The organism is Ensifer sp. ENS09, assembly GCF_014852425.1.
Lineage (GTDB): Bacteria > Pseudomonadota > Alphaproteobacteria > Rhizobiales > Rhizobiaceae > Ensifer.
The window spans coordinates 875716-895588 of record NZ_JACVBP010000003.1 but is presented as its reverse complement, the minus strand read 5'-3'; the positions used below and the strand labels follow the sequence as shown (position 1 = coordinate 895588).

Genomic DNA, 19873 nt, shown 5'->3' with positions numbered 1-19873 from the left:
CTCACTCCACTCCCTGCGTTCCCCGCCAGCGGCGCACAATACCCGGGTCGAGATCAAAGAGATCGAGCACGCGGCCGACGGTGTGGTCGACCATGTCTTCGATGCTCTGGGGTTTCGCATAAAAGGCCGGGACAGGCGGATAGATGATGCCGCCCATTTCGGTCACCTGCGCCATGTTGCGGATATGGCCGAGATGAAGCGGCGTCTCTCTGAGCATAAGGACGAGGCGACGGCGTTCCTTCAGCACCACGTCGGCCGCGCGGGAAATGAGGTTGTCCGTCGTGCCCGTGGCGATCTCGGCCAGCGTCTTGACCGAACAGGGGGCGACGATCATGCCGAGCGTCTTGTAGGAACCGGAGGAACAGACGGCGCCGATATCCTTGTTGGAATGGGTGGTCGTCGCCAGCGCTTCGAGGTCCTGCCTGGAAAACGTCGCCTCGGCCGCAAGCGTGATGCAGGCGGCACGCGACATGATCAGATGCGTCTCGATCTCGAGATCGCGCAGCAATTCGAGGATGCGCTTGCCGTAGACCACGCCCGACGCGCCCGAAATGCCAACGATCATGCGTTTTGGATGGGTCATCGCCTATCCCACGCTTTTGAGGAGCATCGCGGCGCGTGCGCTTGCCTCGTCGCTGATACGGGCGCGCACGCCGTGGAAATTCGGGCCGCGCGTCGCGTCGAGCCCCATGCGCGAGGTCGTACCGATGCCGCTGGCCGAGGGGTCGAGTGCATTGCCCGGCAGGCCCTCGATGATGACGACATCCTTGTGCGGCTGGAAATGGGTGGCGAGCGCCCAGAGCACCTCGCTGTCGCGGGTAATATCGACATCCGCGTCCACCACGACCACGGTCTTCAGGTACTGGTCCCAGCCGAGAAGACCGAGCATGACCTGCCGCGCCTCCCCCTCACGCGTCTGGTTCATGGCGATGTAGGCGTGAAAATGCGTGCCCGACGAGGGATAGTGCACTGCGGTGATCGAGGGAAAGCGCGCCTTCAGTTTCTCCACCACCTCGGCCTCGCGCGGCACGCGGCCGAGGTTGAGGTGTTCGGCCGAATTGCCGCCCGCCACGCTGACGAGAATGGCGTCGCGCCTGCGCATCACGGTTTCGACGGTGAAGAGGTTGTTGGTCGAGCGGTCGGATGAATAGCCGGTGAACTCGCCGAACGGCCCCTCCTCGACATGCGCCTCGGGATCCAGCACACCTTCGAGCACGATCTCGGCATGGGCGGGAACGCGAATGCCGTATTTCGGCGTACGCACGACCTGAAGCGGTTCGCCCATCAGCCCGCCTGCGACATCGCGTTCGTCTTCGCCGAAGGCAAGGCGGGCGGAGGCGGCGATCATGAAGAGCGGATGGCCGCCGATGACCATCGCGACCGGCATCGGCCTGCCCTTCTCCTTGGCCATGTTCATCAGCCGCCAGAGATGGCCGCGCGAATGCAACGAGGTCGCAAGCGAATTCTTCGAATGAATCATCGCGCGGTGGTAGCTGAGATTGCCGGCACCGGTTTCCGGATGCTCGCCGATGATGATGCCGCTGGTGATGTATTTCGCCCGATCCGTATCGAAGTGCTTGAGCATCGGGAGCGCGTTAAGATCGACGGCATCGCCCGAGATGATCTCCTGGGTGATCGGGCCTTCTTTCAGGACCTCCGGCGTGAACGGCCGGTTAGCGCGTCCCTGGTAGGCTTCGTGCAGCCTGTCGGCCGTAGACCCGAGCAGGCGGGCGATACGGTCGCGCGAGGCAAAGATGTTGCAGAGCACTTCACTGCCGATCCCGGAAACATTCGTCAGGTGCAGCATGGGGTGCCGCCCCCGCTCGGCCAGGTTCCAGATCAGTGCCGTTGCATCCTGATCGTCCAAGACCGGCTGGTCGATGGTGATGACATCTTCTGGGTACTCCGCGCTGTAGTCGGCGAGGAAGCTGCGGGCATCTTGCTTGTGGTACTGGGTCATATCTTAGCCTCGACGCGACGGGAGGGTGACGGCGCCCGGATGGGCGCCGTCGTCTTTACTCAGGCAAATTCCTTGTGCTTGCCCGTGGCCCGGTCGACACCGGCATAGCTATCCTTCAGGCGCGCCTGGGCGTCCCGGAGGTCACGCGGCGGCGGCGAAGGGTCGATGCCGACGAGCTTGGCGATGTTGTTGCCGAGATAGCCTTCGAGATCGTCCTCGGAGAGGTTGATGCCGTGCGGCGGATCCTTGCAGAGCACTTCGAGCTCGCGCAGCCACATGCCCGGATCGTTCGGCGGGCTGTCCGTGCCGAAGACGATCTTGTTCTTCGGCAGCTGCTGGGCGAACTCCACGATACGCGACTGGAAGCACCAGCCGGATTCGCAATAGACGTTCGGGGTATCCATCGCCATCCAGAAGGACTCGAACGAGTAGTTGCCGCCGGTCTGGATGCCGAAGTGGCCGATGATGAAGTTGACCATCGGGAACTCGCGGATGATCGGGTAGAACATCGTCGGGATGGTGTACGGGCCGTCGCCGGTGTGGATGAGCACCACGACGCCGAGCTCGGCGCACTTCTTCATCGCCGGCCGCAGCCAGTCGAGCGCGCGGTCGGGCCGGTAGCCGTGCATGTTGGCGTGCAGCTTCAGCATCTTGAAGCCGTATTCCTTGACGTGGAATTCGAGCTCCGCCGCGCCGTTTTCAGGTCCCCAGCGCGGGTTGTAGTTGAAGTTGCCGATAAAGCGGTCCGGGTATTTCTGGCAAAGCTCGGCACAATAGGCCATGTAGTCGCGAATGCCGTCGCGACCCTTACGGTTGCCGTCGCGGTATCCGGTGTTGCCCGGCGGCGGCTGGATGAAGCCCATATCGATCCGGCGCGGTTTGCCGTTGATCATATAGGGACCGTCCATCAGCTTGAGCATGCGCTCGCCAGTGAAGGGCTCGCCCGTGTGACGCCACGCCTCATCGACGAGGTTGGTCGGGTGAAGATGGGTATCGATGATCATTGTTCACTCCGTTCAATTTTACGCGGCAAGGGCGACGCCGTGCTGGCGCAGATACGCCTCGGCTTCCTCGACGGTGGCCGGTGGCTTCGTCGCTTCCAGCCCGATCATCCGGGCGACGTTGTTGCCGAGATAATCTTCGAGCGTATCCTCATCGAGGTTCAGGCCCTGCGGCGGCTCGTGGCAAAGGACCTCCAGGAGGTTGATCCACATGCCCGGTTCGTTCGGCGGCGTGTCGGAGCCGAAGAGGATCTTGTGCTTGGGGAGAACCTTGGCGAATTCGACGATGCGCGACTGCAGGCACCAGCCGGATTCCACGTAGACACTCGGCGTGTCGAGCGCCATCTGCATCGGCTCGAACACATAGACGCCGCCGGTCTGAACGCCGAAATGCGCCAGGATGAAGTTGACCTCCGGGAACTCGCGGATGATCGGGTAGAACTCCGTCGGGATCGAGTACGGACCGTCGCCGGTATGCACCTTCACCATCAGGCCGAGATCCGCGCACTTCTTCAGTGCCGGTCGCAGCCAGTCGAGCGCGCGGTCCGGGCGGTAGGCGTGCATGTTCGCCTGCAGCTGCACCATCTTGAAATCGAACTCCTTGGCATAGCGTTCGATTTCTTCGGCGCCATTCTGGGTGCCGTAGCGCGGGTTGTAGACGAAGCAGCCGAGGAACCGGTCGGGATGCTCGATCACCATCTTTTCCGTGTAGGCCATGTACTGGCGAATGGCGGCCTTGCCTTCCAGATCCATCACCTCATGCGTGTAGATGGTGTTGCCTTGCGGCGGCTGGATGAAGGCCTTGTCGATCCGGCGCGGCTTGCCGTTCACATAGTAGGGGCCATCCATCATCTTCAGCAGCTTGTCGCCGGTGAACGGCGGTCCATCGTGTCGCCAAGCCAGGTCCACCAGGTCGGTGGGATAGCAGCTCAGGTCAATAATCATAGGTTTCTCCTGTCGTAGAGGGTCCGGTCGATGCGGGGCCGCGCGATGAACGCCATGCCGGCCGAAGCCGGGCGTGGATCCGCGATCTCAGGAAATGCCGAAGACGGAGAAAACGGGCCGGCGCGTAAGCTCCCAGGGCGGGGCAACCGGGCGTTCCTTTTGTGATCAGCATCGACATCGCAGCCTCATCTTCCAACAGACGGTGAGCAATTGTCGGTGCTTCTACTCGGCTCCAAGGGAACCACTGCGCGCGCATCCTGTCAACTCAAAAATTCAACTTAAGTCATTATTTTTAAAGGATATTTTCTTAAATAATGGCAGCAACCGCCCGCGCTGGAGGAGCGCGAGCGGCTCAGACAGAAATGCTTACGCAAGCGCCGTCCGGCGTGGAGATCGCTGCTAGGGCACCAGGCATGCACGCAAGTTTCTGTCGATACTTTCGCGGTCGAGATTGCGGCCGATGAACACGAACTTCGACTTCCGCCGGTCTTCGCCCCAGGCATGGTCCGGGCGGAAATCGACAAGCTTGTGCACGGCCTGAAGCACGAAGAAGCGGTCGTCGCCGGCAACGGAAACGATGCCCTTCGTGCGAAAAATGTCGCCCCCGTGCTCGCCGAGATAGGCCGTTAGGAAGCCCGCGAGCCGCTCGCCGTCGAAGGCTTCGGGATAGACGAACGAGTGCGACTTCACCGTCACATCGTGTTGGTGCGGCCGAAGGGCGGGCGCGGGCGCACGTTCATGGTCATGATGGTGGTGGTGCCCATGGTCGTGATGGGCATGATCGCAACATGGCTCCTTGCAATCATGGTTATGATGACCGGCGTCGTGGTCGTCATCCATGTCGATGTCGAGGATTTCCGCCCGCTCGCGCACATAGGACGGCCGGAAGCCTTTGACGCCGAGGATGTTGGAAAGGTCCACCTTGCCGTAACTGGACCTGAGGATCGGCGCCGTCTGGTTGAGCCTGCGCAACGAGCTTTCCAGCGAGCCGAGCGCTTCCTCCTCTGCAAGGTCGATCTTGTTCACGAGGATGCGGTCGGCAGCGACGATCTGGTTGACCGCCTGGTTGTCGCTGCCGTCGAGCACCGGATCATAGAGGTGCTGGTCGATGTGCATCGCGTCCACCAGCGTCACGACCGCATCGAGTTCCACTTCGTCGGCAACGCTGCGGTCGACGAAGAAGGCGGTGGCGACCGGCGTCGGGTCGGCAAGCCCCGAGGTCTCGACGATGATGTGGTCGAACTTGTCCTTATGGCTCAGGAGCTTCTTCATCACGTCGATCAGATCGTTGCGCACGTCGACGAAGCAGCAGATGCAGCCGTTCTGCATCTGGAAGATTTCTTCGTCCGAGGCGAGCACCAGGTCGCTGTCGACGTCCACCTCGCCGTATTCGTTCTCGATCACCGCGATGCGGTGACCGTGACGCTCGGTGAGAATGTAGTTGAGCAGCGTCGTCTTTCCGGATCCAAGAAACCCGGTGAGGATCGTGATCGGGAGTTTCTGCTGGCTCGCAGGCTCGATATGCATGTTCATGCGCCCTTCTCCCTCAAGGCTTTCAGGATGTCTTCCGGCGTGATCGGATAGTGGTGGAAGCGGACGCCGATGGCGTCGTGGATGGCGTTGGCGATGGAGGGGCCGATGGCGATGATCGGATCTTCGCCCACACCCTTGGCGCCCCAGGGCCCGCCCGGGTCGGGCGCCGCCTCAAGGATGATCGTCTCGATGTCGGGCATGTCCATGGAGAGCGGCATCTTGTAGTCGACGAGACCCGCATTGAGCGAACGCCCGGTCTTCTTGTCGATAACATAGTCTTCGGTCAGCGTGTGGCCGATGCCCTGCTGGATGCCGCCCTCGATCTGGCCCTGCGCCGCGATCGGATGGATGACGCGACCGACGTCGTGCACCGGCACGACGCGCTTGACCTCGACGATGCCTGTTTCCGTGTCGACGTCCACCTCGGTAAAATGGGCGGCGAAGGAGTAGGATTTCGTCGGTTCGTAGGTGCCGTTGGCAACGATATTGGCGGCGGGAATGCCACGCGAGGGGCCCATAGCCTGCGACACCGTCATAGAGCGATCGGGCTCGGCAATGAGGAAGACCTTGCCTTCGGAAAGGTCGATATCTTCCGGCGAGACCTGCAGTTTCATCGCCGCTCTGGCGAGCACGGCGGCGCGGACCTTGCCGGCTGCCATTTTGGCGGCCGTGCCGACCAGATAGGTCGTGTGGCTGGCGAAGGCGCCGATGTCCCAAGGCACGACGTCCGTGTCGCCATGGATAACGCCGACGTCCTCGAAGCGCACGCCGAGCTCTTCGGCAACGATCTGCGCCAGCGCCGTATGTGCACCGGTGCCAAGCCCGGCAGCGCCAGTCAAAAGCGTGACCGTACCGTCCTCGTTGACCTTTACCGTGGCATTGCCCTGCTCCTTGATGCCGGGATAGGCAGACGAGCCGTGCATCTCGCAGCCGATGCCCCACCCCTTGCGGATATGCGGACGGTTGGGATCCGGCGTCCGGTCGCGGTTCCGAAGCGCCTTCCAGTCGAGTACGTCGATGCCGTGCTGAAGGCAAATTTCAAGCCCGTGACCGATGATCGGGTGGCCTGACGGCGCGATGTCGCCGGCCCGCACAACGTTCTTCAGCTTCAGCTCGGCCGGGTCCATGCCGAGCCGTTCGGCGGCTTCGTCCATCTGGATGTCAAGCGCGTAGTAGCTTTGCACAACCCCGTAGCCGCGGAAGGCGCCGTTGATCGGGGTGTTGGTGTAGACGCAGCGACCCTCCAGCCGCACGTTCTCGCAGCGATAGAGCGAGGTGGCGGCGGTCGTGCCGACGATGGTCACGCCCGGGCCATGGGAACCGTAGGCGCCTGAATCATAGACCAGCTTCATGTCGCGGGCGACGAGCGTGCCGTCGTTCTTGAAGCCCTGCCTCAGCCAGATCTTGCAGGGGTGACGCGAACGACCGGCGACGAAGGTCTCATGGCGGGTGAACTCCATCTTCACCGGCCGGCGGGTTTCCTTGGCCAGCAGCGCGCAGAGAAACTCGTGCTGGAAAAGGTCCTGCTTGGCGCCGAAGCCGCCACCCATATGGTCGACGAGCACGCGCACCTTGGTGAGTGGCAGGCCGAGCACTTCGGCAAGGATGCCGCGCACCATGAAGGAGGTCTGGGTCGAGGTCCAGAAGGTCAGCTTGTTGGAGCCGTCCCAGTCGGCGACGCAGACGTTCGGCTCCATGTAGGCCGGATGCGGCCGTCCACCGGCAAAGGTGCCCTCGAGCACGAAGTCCGCCTCGGCAAAGCCCTTGTCGACGTCGCCGCGGTTGACGCGCACCGGGTCGAGCACCAGGTTGCCGCCGGGACCGACCTCATGGATCAGCGGCGCGCCGGGCTGGGCAGCATCCTCCGGTTCGAAGACGGCCGGCAACGCTTCATATTCCACCTCGATCAGGTCGAGCGCCTCGTCAGCGATCTCCTCGCTGATCGCGGCGACGGCGGCGACGCCCTCGCCCCAGAACCGCACCTTGTCGTCGAGAATGTACTGGTCCTTGGTGCAGGAGGCCGAGCGTGGATGCGGCGAGCCGTAGTGCAGCACGCGCGGCACGGTCTCGTGCGTCAGCACTGCCTTGACGCCGGGATATGCAAGCGCCTTGCTGACGTCGATCGACTTGATGCGCGCATGGGCGATCGTCGCGCGCTTGATCTTGCCGTGAAGCATGCCGGGGAGCTTGATGTCGCCGGTATACTGCGCCTCGCCCGTCACCTTCTCGAGCACGTCGTCTCGCTTGACGCTCTTGCCGACGATCTTGAACTCGCGCTGTTCGATGGGGGTGGTCATGTTCATGATCTTGCTGCCTCCATCTCGCGCGCGGCGGATCTGATCGCGTCGAATATCTTGGTGTAGCCGGTGCAGCGGCAGATGTTGCCGGAGAGCCCGAAGCGGATGTCCTCGTCGGTCGGGCGCGGATTGTCGTCGAGCAGTTTCTTGGCCATCATCAGGATGCCAGGGGTGCAGAAGCCACACTGCGAGGCGCCGTGCCGCATGAAGGCATCCTGCAGCGGATGGAGCGTATCGACGCCCGGCTGCAGCCCCTCGACCGTCTCGACCGAGCGGCCTTCGGCCTCCACGGCAAGCACCAGGCAGGCGTTGACCGGCTCGCCGTCGATCAGCACGGTGCAGGCGCCGCAGTCGCCGACATCGCAGCCTTTCTTGGTGCCGGTGAGACCGACATCGTCGCGCAGCGCATCGAGCAGGGAGCGACAGCTATCGACCGCCATTTCCCGCGCTTCGCCATTCACGGTGAATTCGACCATGCGTTTCATGCGAAAGCCTCCAATGCCTGTCTGATGGCGCGGCCGGTCAGCACACCGACCATGTCGCGGCGGTAATCGGCGCTGGCGCGCACGTTGCTGATCGGCGTGCATTCCTCCATCGCCTTGCTTGCGGCACTTCTGACCGTCGCTGCATCGAGCGACGTTCCGCGCAGCATGGCTTCGGCTTGCGGCGCGCGAAGCACCGTCGCGCCGACCGCACCGAGCGCGATGCGGATGTCGCTGCACACACCCTCTTCCATCGCGAGGCTGACGGCCACGCCAACGGTCGAGAGCTCCATCGCCTTGCGGCGGCCGTGCTTGATATAGGCCTTGCCTGTCGTGTCGCCGGCCGGTGGCACGGTGATGCCGGTGACGATCTCGCCCTTGGCGAGCACTGTCCTGCCGGGTCCGGTGAAGAACTCGGCGATCGGCACGACGCGCATGTTGGTGCGGCTGTAGATGTGCACGAAGGCGCCGTCGGCAACCAGCGGCGGAATGGTGTCGGCCGACGGCGAGGCGCGACAGATATTGCCGACCACGGTCGCCCGGTTGCGCACCTGGATGGAGCCGAGCGAGGCGAAGGCGGCTCTCAAGTTCGGGTAGCGCTGGCAGACCAGCGGCAGACGCTCCAGGCGCCCGACCGTCACCAGCGCCCCGAAGGTGAGCCCGCGCGTCTCGTCGTAGGTGATGTCGGAAAGGCCGGGGATCTGCTTGATGTCGACAACGTTACGCACGCGGCGCAGCCGTTCGCGGATCTCGACCAGAAGATCGGTGCCACCGTTGAACAGAAACGTATCCTCGCCAAGCTCGGTGAGAAGACGGGAGGCGTGCTCCAGCGTTTCCGCCCGATGATAATCGAAGCGTCTCATGGTTTCCTCATGGGGTTTGGGGCTCCGGCGGCTCAGGCGTGCCGCCGGACTAATGATGTGAGCCTCTAGGCCGGGTCGGCGGCAGGCGCACCTTCGGCGAGTTCCGCCTCCACCGGCTCCCGGGCGGGGACACCGTTGAAGAGGATGTTGAGCAGTGCCGCCGCGAAGGTGCCTACGAGCACGCCGCTATGCAGGAACTTCTCGAGCGCTGCCGGCAGCTGGTCGAAAATGTTCTCGGCAACGACCGGTACCATGGCGAGGCCGACGCTGACGGCGACGATGTAGAGGTTGCGACGATTGGCGACGAAGTCGACCTTCGACAGGATCTTCACGCCCGTCGCCGACACCATGCCGAACATCACGATTGCGGCACCGCCGACGACATAGCTCGGGATCGATGCGCTGACGAAGGCAACCTTCGGCAGCGAGCCGAGCAGGACCAGGATGGCGCCGCCGGCCGCCACCACGAAGCGGCTGAGCACGCCGGTGATCTGCAGCAGCCCGACATTCTGCGCGTAGGTCGTGTAGGTGAAGGTGTTGAGCAGGCCGCCGATAATGTTGCCGACACCATCGGTTCGCAGGCCCCGAGTGAGCTCGGCCTCGGTGATCTTGCGTCCGGCCATGTCGCCGACAGCCAGGAACTGGCCGGTCGATTCGATCATCATGACCGTCATGACCGCACAGAGCGACAGGATCGACCAGAACTCGAAGATCGGCCAGCCGAAGGCGAGCGGGTGAATGATGCGCACCCAATCGGCCTCGGCAACACCGTGGAAATCCACCTTGCCGGCGGTGATCGCAACCAGAAAGCCGATCCCGATCCCGATCAGGACCGCAAGATTGGCCATAAAGCCCTTGAGAACGCGGGTGAGAAGCAGGATCGACATGAGCACGATCGCGGCCACGGCGAGCGCGAAGGGTGCGCCATAGGCAGGGTTCGGGATCATGCCGTCAGGCCCCTTGATCATCGGCTGGCCACCCGCCGCCCAATTTACCCCGACGCGCATCAGCGAGAGGCCGATAACCAGCATGACCGTGCCGGTGACGACAGGCGGGAAGAACCGCACCCAGCGGCCGAAGAACGGGGCAACCAGGATCGTGAACACCCCGGATCCGATGACAGCGCCGATGACGCCCGGCATGCCGAGATCGGGATTGGTGCCCGTCGCGATGATCGAGGGCACGGCGGTGAACGAAATCCCCATCATGATCGGCAGGCGAATGCCGATGTTCCAGATGCCGAGCGCCTGGATGAGGGTGACGATGCCACAACAGAAGAGATCCGCGCTGACGAGCATCGCGATCTGTTCCTTGGGCAATTGAAGTGCGCTGCCGACGATCAGCGGCACGGCGACCGCTCCGGCATACATGACGAGAACATGCTGCAGGCCAAGGGCCATTAAACTCGGGATTGGGTAGGTTCTTTCGACAGGATCAGTCGTATCGGGGTTATGCATTCGCTTTCCTCCCAGCGAACAGCTTCCGGCGCGGTGGGAGGGCAACTTCGGCCTCATGATCTTGTCACCGCACGCCGTACAACACGGATCATGCGGCTGGCCAAATCAGCAAACAATCGGCATAATCATATTTATTCATATAGTAATTGAATGAATGGATCGGCATGGACATTACGCTGAAGCAGCTTCGCGCCTTCGTCACCGTCGCCAATCTGGGGCAGTTCACTTTGGCCGCCGACAGGCTCGGCTCCTCGCAGTCGGCGGTGAGCACCCTGGTGCGTCAGCTGGAACAGAATCTGAAGCTGCGCCTGTTCGACAGGCATACCCGCCTTCTGCGCCTCACGCAGGCGGGCATGGACATCCTGCCGGTTGCCGCGCGTGCCGTCGCCGACATCGATGGCATGGTGGAAAGCTCGCGCGAACTGAACGCGCTGAGACGTGGCAAGGTCTCGATCGCAGCCGGCACCGTGCAGGCGGCATTGATGCTGCCGCAGCTCGTCAACGCCTTTACAAGGCTCTATCCCGACATCGCAGTCGCCCTCCACGATGTCGCGGAGATCGCGGTGCTGGAACAGGTGACCAACAGTTCGGTGGACCTTGGCATCGGAACCGTACCGGAGGACGATACCGAACTGATGGGCACCCGGCTGACGACCGACGAATTCCTCATCGTCCTTCACCCGGAGGACCCTTTGGTCAGACTGCGTGAAATTCGTTGGACCGATCTCGTCGACCGCAAGCTGATCGGCCCGCACCGCGGCAATCCGATCAGGGACCGGCTCGAAAGCGAGCTGGCGCGCAACGGTATCGTGCTGCCGTTTGACAAGGCGATGCAGGAGGTAGCCTTGCCGCTGACGATTATCGGCATGGTTGAGGGCGGGCTCGGCGTCGCGATCATGACGTCCGCGGTCACACGGCTCGCAACGTCCATGGGCCTCGTGGTGCGCACGCCGACCGAACCGCACATCAAGCGTGAGGTCAGTCTGATCCAGAAGCGGACACGCTCGCTGTCTCCCGCTGCCCGACGGTTTCGCGACTTCCTGCTGAAATCAGTACACTAGTCATCTGCGAAGAAACCGGGCGCCTTGCCCGCAGGCGCGACGCCGCGCTGTTTGACCACGCGCATTTTCCGGCGTTATCTGGGCGCGCTGCTGGACCGCGAGACCGCGGGCAGGCAGGGCGCAGCATTCGCTGCGCGCGGCAGGCTTTCCGCCAGCCGCCGCTCCCAGCTCAAGCCAAACCAGGAGCATTTATGGCCCATTCCCTGAAGAGCAGTAGCGAAACGGCACGGTCCAACCGGCCTGATCTTTCCACCGACGCGATCCGCAGCACCAAGGAAGATCTGGCTGCCTGCTTCCGCATGGCGGCGCGCAACGGTTTCGAGGAGGGCATCTGCAACCATTTTTCCGCTGTCGTGCCAGGCCATGACGACCTCTTCATCGTCAACCCCTACGGCTATGCCTTTCGCGAGCTGACGGCATCAAGACTGCTGGTATGCGATTTCAACGGCACCGTCATCGACGGTGAAGGTGAGCCGGAGGCGACGGCTTTTTACATCCATGCCGAAATCCACCGACGGCTGCGGCGCGCCAAGGTCGCCTTCCACACGCACATGCCCTATGCGACCGCGTTGTCCATGACCGAGGGCGCGCCCTTGATCTGGGCGGGCCAGACGGCGCTGAAATTCTACGGTCGCACCGCTGTCGATGAAAACTACAACGGCCTTGCCCTCGATCATCGGGAAGGCGCTCGTATTGCCGCCGCAGCAGGCGACGCCGATATCGTCTTTCTGAAACACCACGGCGTGCTGGTCCTGGCGCCGAACATCGCCGAAGCCTGGGACGATCTCTACTATCTGGAGCGCGCCGCCGAGGTGCAGGTGCTTGCAATGTCTACCGGCCGCGACGTCCTGCCGGTCGACCCTGAGATCGCCGAGGCCGCGTATCGGCAGATGCGCGAAGGCGACCCCGAGTCTGCACGGGCCCATCTTGCCGCCATTCGCCGGCAACTCGATGCCGAGGAACCGCAATACAGGCACTGACTGCGAACCGGGCCGATGCCAAAGCCGATCGCATCGGCCCGTGCCAGATTGCCGCTCAACCAGTTGATCAGGCGCCTCTTTCCGTGAGGCTGGCCATGTTCGAGCGTTGCCTTGCCGTCGGCAATTATTGCGATCCATTTATCAAACAATTGAAATAATGAATTTGTTTGAATTAAAAGCGCGTGCTTAGTTTTCCGCCATAACAACAAGGTGGGGACGACATGGCACGAGAAAATCCAGCTGCGTTGCTCGCAAGACTGATCCCCGGTCAGTCCTTTGCTCTTAAGGGCGGAACCGTCATAAACGATGACGGCACGCAGTCGGTAAGCGACATCATCGTCGGCGCCGACGGGCGGATCACAGTCGTCGAGCCCTTTCTCGACACCGGTTCCTGCGGCGCCTGCATAGACATCTCCGACATGCTCGTTTCGCCTGGCTTCGTCGACGCGCACCAGCATCTCGACAAGACCGGTGTGCTACGGTTTACGCCCAATCCCTCCGGCACCCTCCAGGGCGCCCGCGAAGCCTTTGCGAAATACGCCCGCACCGCTGGCCCCGACGACATTCACAAGCGCGCGACGCGCACGATCGGGCGATGTCTTTCCCGCGGCACGACCGCGATCCGCAGCCACATCAACGTCGATAAGGATGCCGGTTTTCATGGCATCGAGACGCTGGCCGCCATTCGCGATGCCGAAAAGCACCGCATCACGCTTCAGCTCGTCGCCTTCATGACGCCGCATCCGGGCCAGGACTTCGAATGGCTCGGCAAGAGCATCGACGGCGCCGTGGCCCTTGCCGACGCCGTCGGCGGAACGCCCGCCGTTTCCGAGGACCCGCCGCGCTACCTCGACATCCTGTTTTCCGCCGCTGTGAAATCCGGCAAGCCGATCGACCTGCATCTCGACGAACACCTCAATGCCGGCGTTCATCTTCTCGATGCCGCACTCGATCGCGTCGAGCGCTTCGGCATGCAGGGGCGCTGCGTCTTCAGCCACGTCTCGGTGCTGAGCGCCCTGCCGCGCCGCGATTTCCTTCGAATAGCGGAGCGTCTGAAGAAACTGGACGTCGGCGTCGTGACGCTGCCGGCCGCAAACCTCTATCTGCAGGGCCGCGACTACGACGTTCTGCCGCCGCGCGGAGTGACGCGTGTCGCCGAACTCTACCGCGCCGGCATCACCATCGCCACAGCGTCGGACAACATCCAGGATCCGTTCGTCCCGACCGGTTCGGGCGACATGCTGGAAATCGCCCGCTGGACACTGCTTGCCGGCCATCTGCGCGGAGACGAGCTCGCCGCCGCGCACAACATGATCACCGCGGCCCCTGCCCGGCTGATGGGGCTTGGCAAGGACTACGGTTTCAGACCCGGCGCGCGCGCCGACTTCGTCATTACCGACTGCATCGATACCGACACGCTGGTTGCCGGCGGGCCGGATCGGGCTTTCGTCTTCTCGAATGGGCGCCTTGTCTCGCACAGCGCCACAGAAAACATCCGCCTGAAGGAGGACGCATAAAAGGGAACGGCTGCTCCGGGGGGATTGGGACTTCAATCTAATGGGAGGAATGAAATGATTATCGATATTTCGCGTCGTTCACTGCTTGCGTCCACACTCGGACTGGCCCTTGCCGGAACGCTTTGGCTGGACCACGCACGAGCCGAAGACTTCAAGATGGGCCTGCTGGTGCCCGGTAGCGTTTCCGAGGAGGGATGGAACCGGATCGGCTACAATGCGCTCAAGGGCGTGGAAGAGCAGCTTGGCGCCAAGATCAGCTATGTCGAACTGCAGCAGAACCCGGCCTCGTTCGAGAAGGCGTTTCGCGACTATGCCAGCCAGGGCTACAAGGTCATCCTCGGGCACGGCTTCGAATTCCAGGACGCCGCACGGGACGTCGCAGTCGATTATCCGGACACCTATTTCCTGATTTCGTCGAGTGCGATCCATGAAGGCAACGTCATCGGGCTCAACACCGATACCAGCCAGCCCTTCTACCTGATGGGCGTGATCGCTGCGAAAATGGGCGGCAAGGCGGGCCTTGTCGGCGGCATGGAAATCCCGCCGATCCAGCAGGCTTTCGCCGGCTTCAAGAACGGCGCAAAAAGCGTCAATCCGAACTTCCCGATCAGCGAAGCCTATATCGGCAACTTCACCGATACGACGGCCGCCAAGGAAGCGGCGCTCAGCATGATTTCGCAAGGTGCTGACTTCGTCGTGCCGAACGCTTCGGGCGCAACCGTCGGCGGCTACCAGGCGATTGCCGAATCCGGCCCGGACGTGCGCTCCTTCTCGATCTTCAGCGACTTTACCGAGGTTGCGCCCAACAATATCCTGGGGCTCTACGTCGCCGACTATGCACAAGGCGTGGTCGAAGTCGTCCGCGCGATCAAGGGCGGCAATCCGCCGACGGAGAACGTGGTCTTCGGCCTGAAGGATCCGAAGGTCATCTCGTTCACCTTCCGCGACGACGGCCCGGTCTCCGTGCCGGAGGATGTTCGCGCCGAGGTAAAGGCGATCAGCGCCAAGATCGCCTCTGGCGAGATCAATACCGGCGGCCAATAGCTGCCTCCATGCTGCGGCAGGAGTTCCGGCCGCAGCCCTTCCCGCGTCACACCAATATCCGGACACACCCATGGCTGAGATAAACCAGGGAGTGCGTGAGACCGTGAATTCTCAAGCAGCCCAAGCTTTCTACAGGACACTTTCGCAGGCTGCGATCAGTGCCCTGACACCCATCGCGGCGGTTCTCGTCGCGCTCGCCTTCGGCGCGCTCCTCCTCTGGCTGAACGGCTTCAATGGCAGCGACGTCGTCACCGTCATGGTCTTCGGCTCGTTCCAGGACATGCGCTCGGTCGGAGAAATTCTCCTAAAGGCCACGCCGTTGATCCTGATCGGCGCGGGGCTCTGCGTCGCGTTCCGCTGTTCGATCTGGAACATCGGCGCCGAAGGCCAGCTCTATGTCGGCGCGATCGCCGCAACGCTCGTGGGCACCACCATCGACGGTCTTTCCGTCTGGGTGCACGCGCCGCTGGTGATGTTGGCCGGCGCATTGGCGGGCGCCGTCTGGGCTGGCATTGCTGGCTATCTGAAGGTGCGCTTTCAGGCGAGCGAGATCGTCACCACGATCATGCTCAACTACATCGCGCTCATCTTGACGAGCTATCTCGTCACCGGCCCGATGCGCGACGCGAGTGCCGCCTATCCGCAATCGGCAAGGCTGGTGCGCGAAGCCTGGACGCCACGCCTGGTGACCGACCTCAGGCTTCACATCGGCATCCTCGTCGCGGTGGTTCTGGCGGTTGCGCTCTACATTTTCCTGCGGAGAAGCAGCCGCGGCTTTGCGCTGCGCGTCGTCGGTCTCAACCCGCATGCCGCCCGCTACGCCGGCATGAACGTCGCCCGAAACATAATGATCGCGATGTGCATCAGCGGCGCGATGGCGGGTCTTGCCGGCGCCTTCGAGGTGGCGGGCGTCACACGTCGGCTCTACCAGAACATTTCGCCGGGCTATGGCTTCGAGGGCATCGCTGTGGCGCTCCTGGCGGGTAACAATCCGTTGGCGGCGATCCTGTCTGGCGGGCTTTTTGCGACGCTTCGCTCCGGCTCGGAAGTCCTCCAGATCACCTCACAGGTCCCGCAGGTCCTGGTGCTGGTCATTCAGGGCATCGTCATCCTCTCGGTCGTCGCCTTCGCAAAGCTGCGCGACATCCTCAGGACAGTGGCTTGAAAGCATGGAAACTCCCATGTGGCTGCAGACCGCCCGCGGGAAAACAAAACTTTGGCGACATTCCTGGAGGGTCGACCCCATGGACGACATGATTTCTCTCACCTTTCTCGCGACGCTCGTCGGCGCCGCCTGGCGGCTTGCCACCCCGCTGATCTTCGCCTCGATCGGCGAGGTCTTTTCCGAGCGGGCGGGCGTGCTCAATATCGGTCTCGAAGGCACGATGCTGGTCGGCGCCTTCTCAGGCTTCGCCGCGGCCGCGGCCACCGGCAACATTCCGCTCGGGCTTTTGGCCGGGGTTGCCGGCGGCATGTTGTTCGGGCTCGTCTTCGCCTTCTTCACGATCACCATCAAGGCGGACCAGATCGTCGTTGGCGCGGCCCTCAACCTGCTCGGGATGGGGCTGACGGCTTTTCTCTTCCGCACCTATTACGTTTCGACCGGCAAGGGCATCGAGATCGCCCAGCCGGTCCACATTCCCTGGCTGAGCGACCTGCCCTTTCTCGGCGAGGCGTTCTTCCGCCAAAACCTCATCGTCTATTCCACCGTGCTTGTCGCCATCCTCGCCACCCTGGTGCTTTACCGCACCTCGTTCGGCCTGACGCTCCGCGCCGTCGGCGAGCACCCGAAGGCCGTCGACGTCGCCGGTCGCAGCGTCGTTGGCTACCGCTATGGCGCCGTGCTCGTTGGCACAGGGCTTGCGGGGCTCGGAGGTGCGTTCCTGACGCTCGGCCATTCCAACCAGTTCGTCGAAGGCATCACCTCCGGCCGCGGCTTCATCGCCCTCGCCGTCGTGGTCTTTGCCCGCTGGTCGCCGATCGGCGCCTTCTTCGTTTCGTTGCTCTTCGGCCTGTTCTACGCGCTGCAGCTCATGCTCCAGGCACAGGCATCCGTCGTCGTGCCCTACCAGGTGCTCCAGGCGCTTCCCTACATCATGACGATCGTCACGCTGGTCGCCTTCCGCGGCAAGGGCGCCGCACCCAGCAAGCTTGGCCAGCCCTACGAGATGAGGTGATCGACATGTCGAAAAAACCGTTCCTGCGCATCGACAATATCCGCAAACGTTTCGGCCCGATCGTCGCCAGCGATGGTGTTTCGCTCGAAATCGAGGAAGGCGAGATCCATTCGCTGCTCGGCGAAAACGGTGCCGGCAAGAGCGTGCTGATGAGCATGATATGCGGCATGGTCCGGCCGGATGAGGGCGAGATCATCTACAAGGGGCAATCGGTGCGGTTCGCAAGCCCGCGCGACGCGATCCGCCAGCGCATCGGCATGGTGCACCAGCACTTCATGTTGGTGCCGAACCTGACGGTCGCGGAAAACTACATCCTCGGCCAGGGTTCAGCGTTCAGCGTCATATCCGATATCGACAAGGTCCACCGAAAGATCCGCGCCCTTTCCGAGCGCTACGCCCTCGACGTACGTCCCGACGCAATCGTCGAAGACCTCTCCGTCGGCGAGCAGCTGCGAGTGGAAATCTTGAAAGTGCTGTTTCACGGTATCGATCTGCTCATCCTTGACGAGCCGACCGCCGTTCTCACGCCACAGGAGACCGACCGTCTCCTGTCCCTGATGGGCGATCTCGTGAAGGACGGTAAGACCGTCGTCTTCATTTCGCACAAGCTGGACGAGGTGATGCGGGTCAGCAATCGCATCAGCGTCATGCGTGACGGGCGCGTCGTCAACACGGTTAAGGTCGGGGAGACGAATGCGCGTGAGCTCGCGCGCATGATGGTCGGTCGTGACGTCCGCATGGAGCTGCCGCGCAGCCCCAAACCTCCCGGCCGTATCGTGCTTTCAGTGGAGAACCTCACCTGCCGCGCCGAGACCGGCCTTCCAGCCGTGCGCGGTGTAAGCCTAAATGTGCGCGCCGGCGAAATCGTCGGCATCGCCGGCGTATCCGGCAATGGCCAGACGGAACTGTCGCTGGCGCTCTCCGGCCTGCTGCCGGTCGATGCCGGGCGTGTCATTCTCAACGGAAACGACATAACCGGGCTCGACCCGGCCGAAATCAATGCCCGGCGCTTTTCCCACATTCCGGAAGACCGCCACAAACACGGCATCGTGCTGCCGTTATCGCTGAGTGAAAACACCATTCTCCAACGCTACGACCAAAAGCCGTTCGCGACGGGCGGCATGCTCAACCGCAGGGTCATTGGCGAACACACCCGCGACCTGATCAAGCGGTTTCGCGTCAAGTGCCGGGACGAGAACCAGCCGATCGCAGCACTTTCGGGGGGGAACCAGCAAAAGCTCGTCGTTGCGCGGGAACTGGCGCGCGACCCCGATTTCATCCTCGTCAATCAGCTTGCGCGCGGCATCGATATCGGCGCGATGGAGTTCGTGATGGAGGAAATGCTGCGCCAGCGCGACAGCGGCCGGGCCATCCTGCTGATCTCCACGGAACTCGAGGAGCTGTTTGCGATCTGCGACCGCATCCTCGTGATGTTCCATGGCGAGATCCTTGGCGAAATGCCGCCGGACCGCACGCGTCTCGACGAACTCGGCCTGCTGATGGCCGGCAACAAGGATCAACCGGCACTAGCGGGGTAGACAAGCCAAGGCCTGGCGGGCTTTTATGGGAATGAGATAACGGGAGGCCGCGCGTACATGAACATTACCCTGCGGCAACTCAGGGCCTTCATCGCCGTGGCAGAACTCGGACAGTTCAACATCGCCGCACGCAACCTTCATCTCACCCAGTCTGCGGTCAGCATCCTCATCCGGGACCTGGAACGGGAGATCGGTGCGCGCCTCTTCGACCGGCACACGCGCATGGTCTCTCTCACCCTGGTCGGCCAGGAATTCCTGCCCCAGGCGCGCAAGATCCTGAAGGATCTCGAGCTTGCCGTTGGCGACGTGCGCGACAACGCTTCGCTGAAGCGCGGCCAGGTGACGATCGCCGCTGCGATCGTGCTTGCTGCAACGGTGGTGCCCCCGATCATCGCCAGATTCCTGAACAAGTATCCGGAAATCTCCGTCAACATTCGCGACATGCCTGAAGAGCAGATTACCCCGGCGCTCAAGCGCCACGAGGTCGATATCGCCGTCGGCACCCTTTCGGAGGAAGACCCCGAAATCGCCGCCACTCCGCTTCTGCGCGACAAACTGATGCTTGTCTGCCGCGAGGATCACCGGTTTGCCAAACGCAAATCCGTGCGCTGGGCCGAACTCAAGGACGAGACGCTTATCACCCTTGCCGCCTCCAACCCGCTGCGCAACATCGTCGAGCACAACCTCATTCGCGTCGTGCCGAACTATCGGCCGAAATACGAGGTCCGCTTTTCGACGACGGCGATCAGCATGATTGCCGCCGGAATGGGCGTTTCAGTGCTGCCGGAGAACTCCGGACAACTCGCCTCGGCCGTCGGGGTCACCACAGTCGACCTCGTTGACCCCGTCGTCATGCGTGACGTCTCTTTGCTTCAGCGGCGCCACCACAGCCTTTCGCCCGCCGCCGAGCATCTGAAAGCGGCCTTCATCGCCAGCGTTGCGAAACAGGTTTGAGAAACCTGGAGTAACGGCCGACCGTTCCAGAGCTGCACGGCGCCTTCCAGGCGCCTTTCTCGTA

At 62.8% G+C, this 19873-nt stretch carries 17 protein-coding genes; 8 read left to right on the top strand and 9 right to left on the bottom strand.

The genetic code is table 11. The features are described 5' to 3' along the window. Position 1 precedes the first annotated feature (1 nt). The 9 genes from IB267_RS19305 to IB267_RS19265 all read right to left on the bottom strand — a co-directional run bounded on the left by IB267_RS19305 (position 2) and on the right by IB267_RS19265 (position 10538). Positions 2-583: a UbiX family flavin prenyltransferase gene (locus IB267_RS19305; protein WP_192449035.1), complete on the bottom strand. Its 582-nt coding sequence runs from the start codon at positions 581-583 to the stop codon at positions 2-4. A gap of 3 nt (positions 584-586) precedes the next feature. Beyond that, positions 587-1960: a UbiD family decarboxylase gene (locus IB267_RS19300; protein WP_192449034.1), complete on the bottom strand. Its 1374-nt coding sequence runs from the start codon at positions 1958-1960 to the stop codon at positions 587-589. A gap of 59 nt (positions 1961-2019) precedes the next feature. After that, entirely contained in the window at positions 2020-2964 is a 945-nt protein-coding gene (locus IB267_RS19295; protein ID WP_034791749.1) for an amidohydrolase family protein, read from the bottom strand. Between the two features lie 18 nt (positions 2965-2982). Next, positions 2983-3906, bottom strand: coding sequence for an amidohydrolase family protein (locus tag IB267_RS19290; RefSeq protein ID WP_192449033.1), 924 nt, complete (start codon positions 3904-3906; stop codon positions 2983-2985). Positions 3907-4305: 399 nt separating this feature from the next. Beyond that, on the bottom strand, positions 4306-5433 hold the full coding sequence (locus IB267_RS19285; protein ID WP_371742595.1) for a GTP-binding protein: 1128 nt from the start codon (positions 5431-5433) through the stop codon (positions 4306-4308). 2 nt (positions 5434-5435) lie between these two features. Next, a complete protein-coding gene (locus IB267_RS19280; protein ID WP_192449031.1) occupies positions 5436-7742 on the bottom strand; it encodes a xanthine dehydrogenase family protein molybdopterin-binding subunit in 2307 nt (768 codons plus the stop codon). After that, positions 7739-8221 carry a (2Fe-2S)-binding protein gene (locus IB267_RS19275; protein WP_192449030.1) on the bottom strand — a complete coding sequence of 161 codons (483 nt, stop codon included), beginning with the start codon at positions 8219-8221 and terminating at the stop codon, positions 7739-7741. Before IB267_RS19275 ends, IB267_RS19280 begins: the two co-directional genes overlap by 4 nt. Continuing rightward, positions 8218-9081: a xanthine dehydrogenase family protein subunit M gene (locus IB267_RS19270; RefSeq protein WP_192449029.1), complete on the bottom strand. Its 864-nt coding sequence runs from the start codon at positions 9079-9081 to the stop codon at positions 8218-8220. Before IB267_RS19270 ends, IB267_RS19275 begins: the two co-directional genes overlap by 4 nt. Before the next feature lie 65 nt (positions 9082-9146). Then, complete coding sequence (locus tag IB267_RS19265) at positions 9147-10538, bottom strand: nucleobase:cation symporter-2 family protein (RefSeq protein WP_192449028.1); 1392 nt, start codon at positions 10536-10538, stop codon at positions 9147-9149. 164 nt (positions 10539-10702) lie between these two features. Here IB267_RS19265 and IB267_RS19260 point away from each other — a divergent pair, with 164 nt between their 5' ends. The 8 genes from IB267_RS19260 (at position 10703) to IB267_RS19225 (ending at position 19809) form a co-directional block, all read left to right on the top strand. Then, positions 10703-11599 (top strand): LysR substrate-binding domain-containing protein, encoded by an 897-nt coding sequence (locus tag IB267_RS19260; RefSeq protein ID WP_192449027.1) that lies wholly within the window; start codon positions 10703-10705, stop codon positions 11597-11599. Between the two features lie 191 nt (positions 11600-11790). Then, a complete protein-coding gene (locus IB267_RS19255; protein WP_192449026.1) occupies positions 11791-12579 on the top strand; it encodes an aldolase in 789 nt (262 codons plus the stop codon). Between the two features lie 221 nt (positions 12580-12800). Beyond that, a complete protein-coding gene (locus IB267_RS19250) occupies positions 12801-14096 on the top strand; it encodes an amidohydrolase family protein (RefSeq protein WP_192449025.1) in 1296 nt (431 codons plus the stop codon). 54 nt (positions 14097-14150) lie between these two features. Further along, positions 14151-15140, top strand: coding sequence for a BMP family protein (locus IB267_RS19245; protein ID WP_210335905.1), 990 nt, complete (start codon positions 14151-14153; stop codon positions 15138-15140). Between the two features lie 70 nt (positions 15141-15210). Further along, positions 15211-16305 carry an ABC transporter permease gene (locus IB267_RS19240; protein ID WP_192449024.1) on the top strand — a complete coding sequence of 365 codons (1095 nt, stop codon included), beginning with the start codon at positions 15211-15213 and terminating at the stop codon, positions 16303-16305. A gap of 79 nt (positions 16306-16384) precedes the next feature. After that, positions 16385-17317 carry an ABC transporter permease gene (locus IB267_RS19235; protein ID WP_043621653.1) on the top strand — a complete coding sequence of 311 codons (933 nt, stop codon included), beginning with the start codon at positions 16385-16387 and terminating at the stop codon, positions 17315-17317. 5 nt (positions 17318-17322) lie between these two features. Continuing rightward, positions 17323-18855 (top strand): ABC transporter ATP-binding protein, encoded by a 1533-nt coding sequence (locus IB267_RS19230; protein ID WP_192449023.1) that lies wholly within the window; start codon positions 17323-17325, stop codon positions 18853-18855. 57 nt (positions 18856-18912) lie between these two features. Beyond that, positions 18913-19809: a LysR family transcriptional regulator gene (locus tag IB267_RS19225; protein ID WP_192449022.1), complete on the top strand. Its 897-nt coding sequence runs from the start codon at positions 18913-18915 to the stop codon at positions 19807-19809. Positions 19810-19873: the final 64 nt, after the last annotated feature.

Bases quoted from the DNA above. Each gene is read 5' to 3' on its own strand.
- IB267_RS19300 (WP_192449034.1), bottom strand. From the start codon at position 1,960: ATGACCCAGTACCACAAGCAAGATGCCCGCAGCTTCCTCGCCGACTAC.
- IB267_RS19290 (WP_192449033.1), bottom strand. From the start codon at position 3,906: ATGATTATTGACCTGAGCTGCTATCCCACCGACCTGGTGGACCTGGCT.
- IB267_RS19240 (WP_192449024.1), top strand. From the start codon at position 15,211: ATGGCTGAGATAAACCAGGGAGTGCGTGAGACCGTGAATTCTCAAGCA.
- IB267_RS19295 (WP_034791749.1), bottom strand. From the start codon at position 2,964: ATGATCATCGATACCCATCTTCACCCGACCAACCTCGTCGATGAGGCG.
- IB267_RS19280 (WP_192449031.1), bottom strand. From the start codon at position 7,742: ATGAACATGACCACCCCCATCGAACAGCGCGAGTTCAAGATCGTCGGC.
- IB267_RS19245 (WP_210335905.1), top strand. From the start codon at position 14,151: ATGATTATCGATATTTCGCGTCGTTCACTGCTTGCGTCCACACTCGGA.
- IB267_RS19250 (WP_192449025.1), top strand. From the start codon at position 12,801: ATGGCACGAGAAAATCCAGCTGCGTTGCTCGCAAGACTGATCCCCGGT.
- IB267_RS19270 (WP_192449029.1), bottom strand. From the start codon at position 9,081: ATGAGACGCTTCGATTATCATCGGGCGGAAACGCTGGAGCACGCCTCC.
- IB267_RS19235 (WP_043621653.1), top strand. From the start codon at position 16,385: ATGGACGACATGATTTCTCTCACCTTTCTCGCGACGCTCGTCGGCGCC.
- IB267_RS19305 (WP_192449035.1), bottom strand. From the start codon at position 583: ATGACCCATCCAAAACGCATGATCGTTGGCATTTCGGGCGCGTCGGGC.
- IB267_RS19265 (WP_192449028.1), bottom strand. From the start codon at position 10,538: ATGCATAACCCCGATACGACTGATCCTGTCGAAAGAACCTACCCAATC.
- IB267_RS19255 (WP_192449026.1), top strand. From the start codon at position 11,791: ATGGCCCATTCCCTGAAGAGCAGTAGCGAAACGGCACGGTCCAACCGG.
- IB267_RS19285 (WP_371742595.1), bottom strand. From the start codon at position 5,433: ATGCATATCGAGCCTGCGAGCCAGCAGAAACTCCCGATCACGATCCTC.
- IB267_RS19225 (WP_192449022.1), top strand. From the start codon at position 18,913: ATGAACATTACCCTGCGGCAACTCAGGGCCTTCATCGCCGTGGCAGAA.
- IB267_RS19260 (WP_192449027.1), top strand. From the start codon at position 10,703: ATGGACATTACGCTGAAGCAGCTTCGCGCCTTCGTCACCGTCGCCAAT.
- IB267_RS19230 (WP_192449023.1), top strand. From the start codon at position 17,323: ATGTCGAAAAAACCGTTCCTGCGCATCGACAATATCCGCAAACGTTTC.
- IB267_RS19275 (WP_192449030.1), bottom strand. From the start codon at position 8,221: ATGAAACGCATGGTCGAATTCACCGTGAATGGCGAAGCGCGGGAAATG.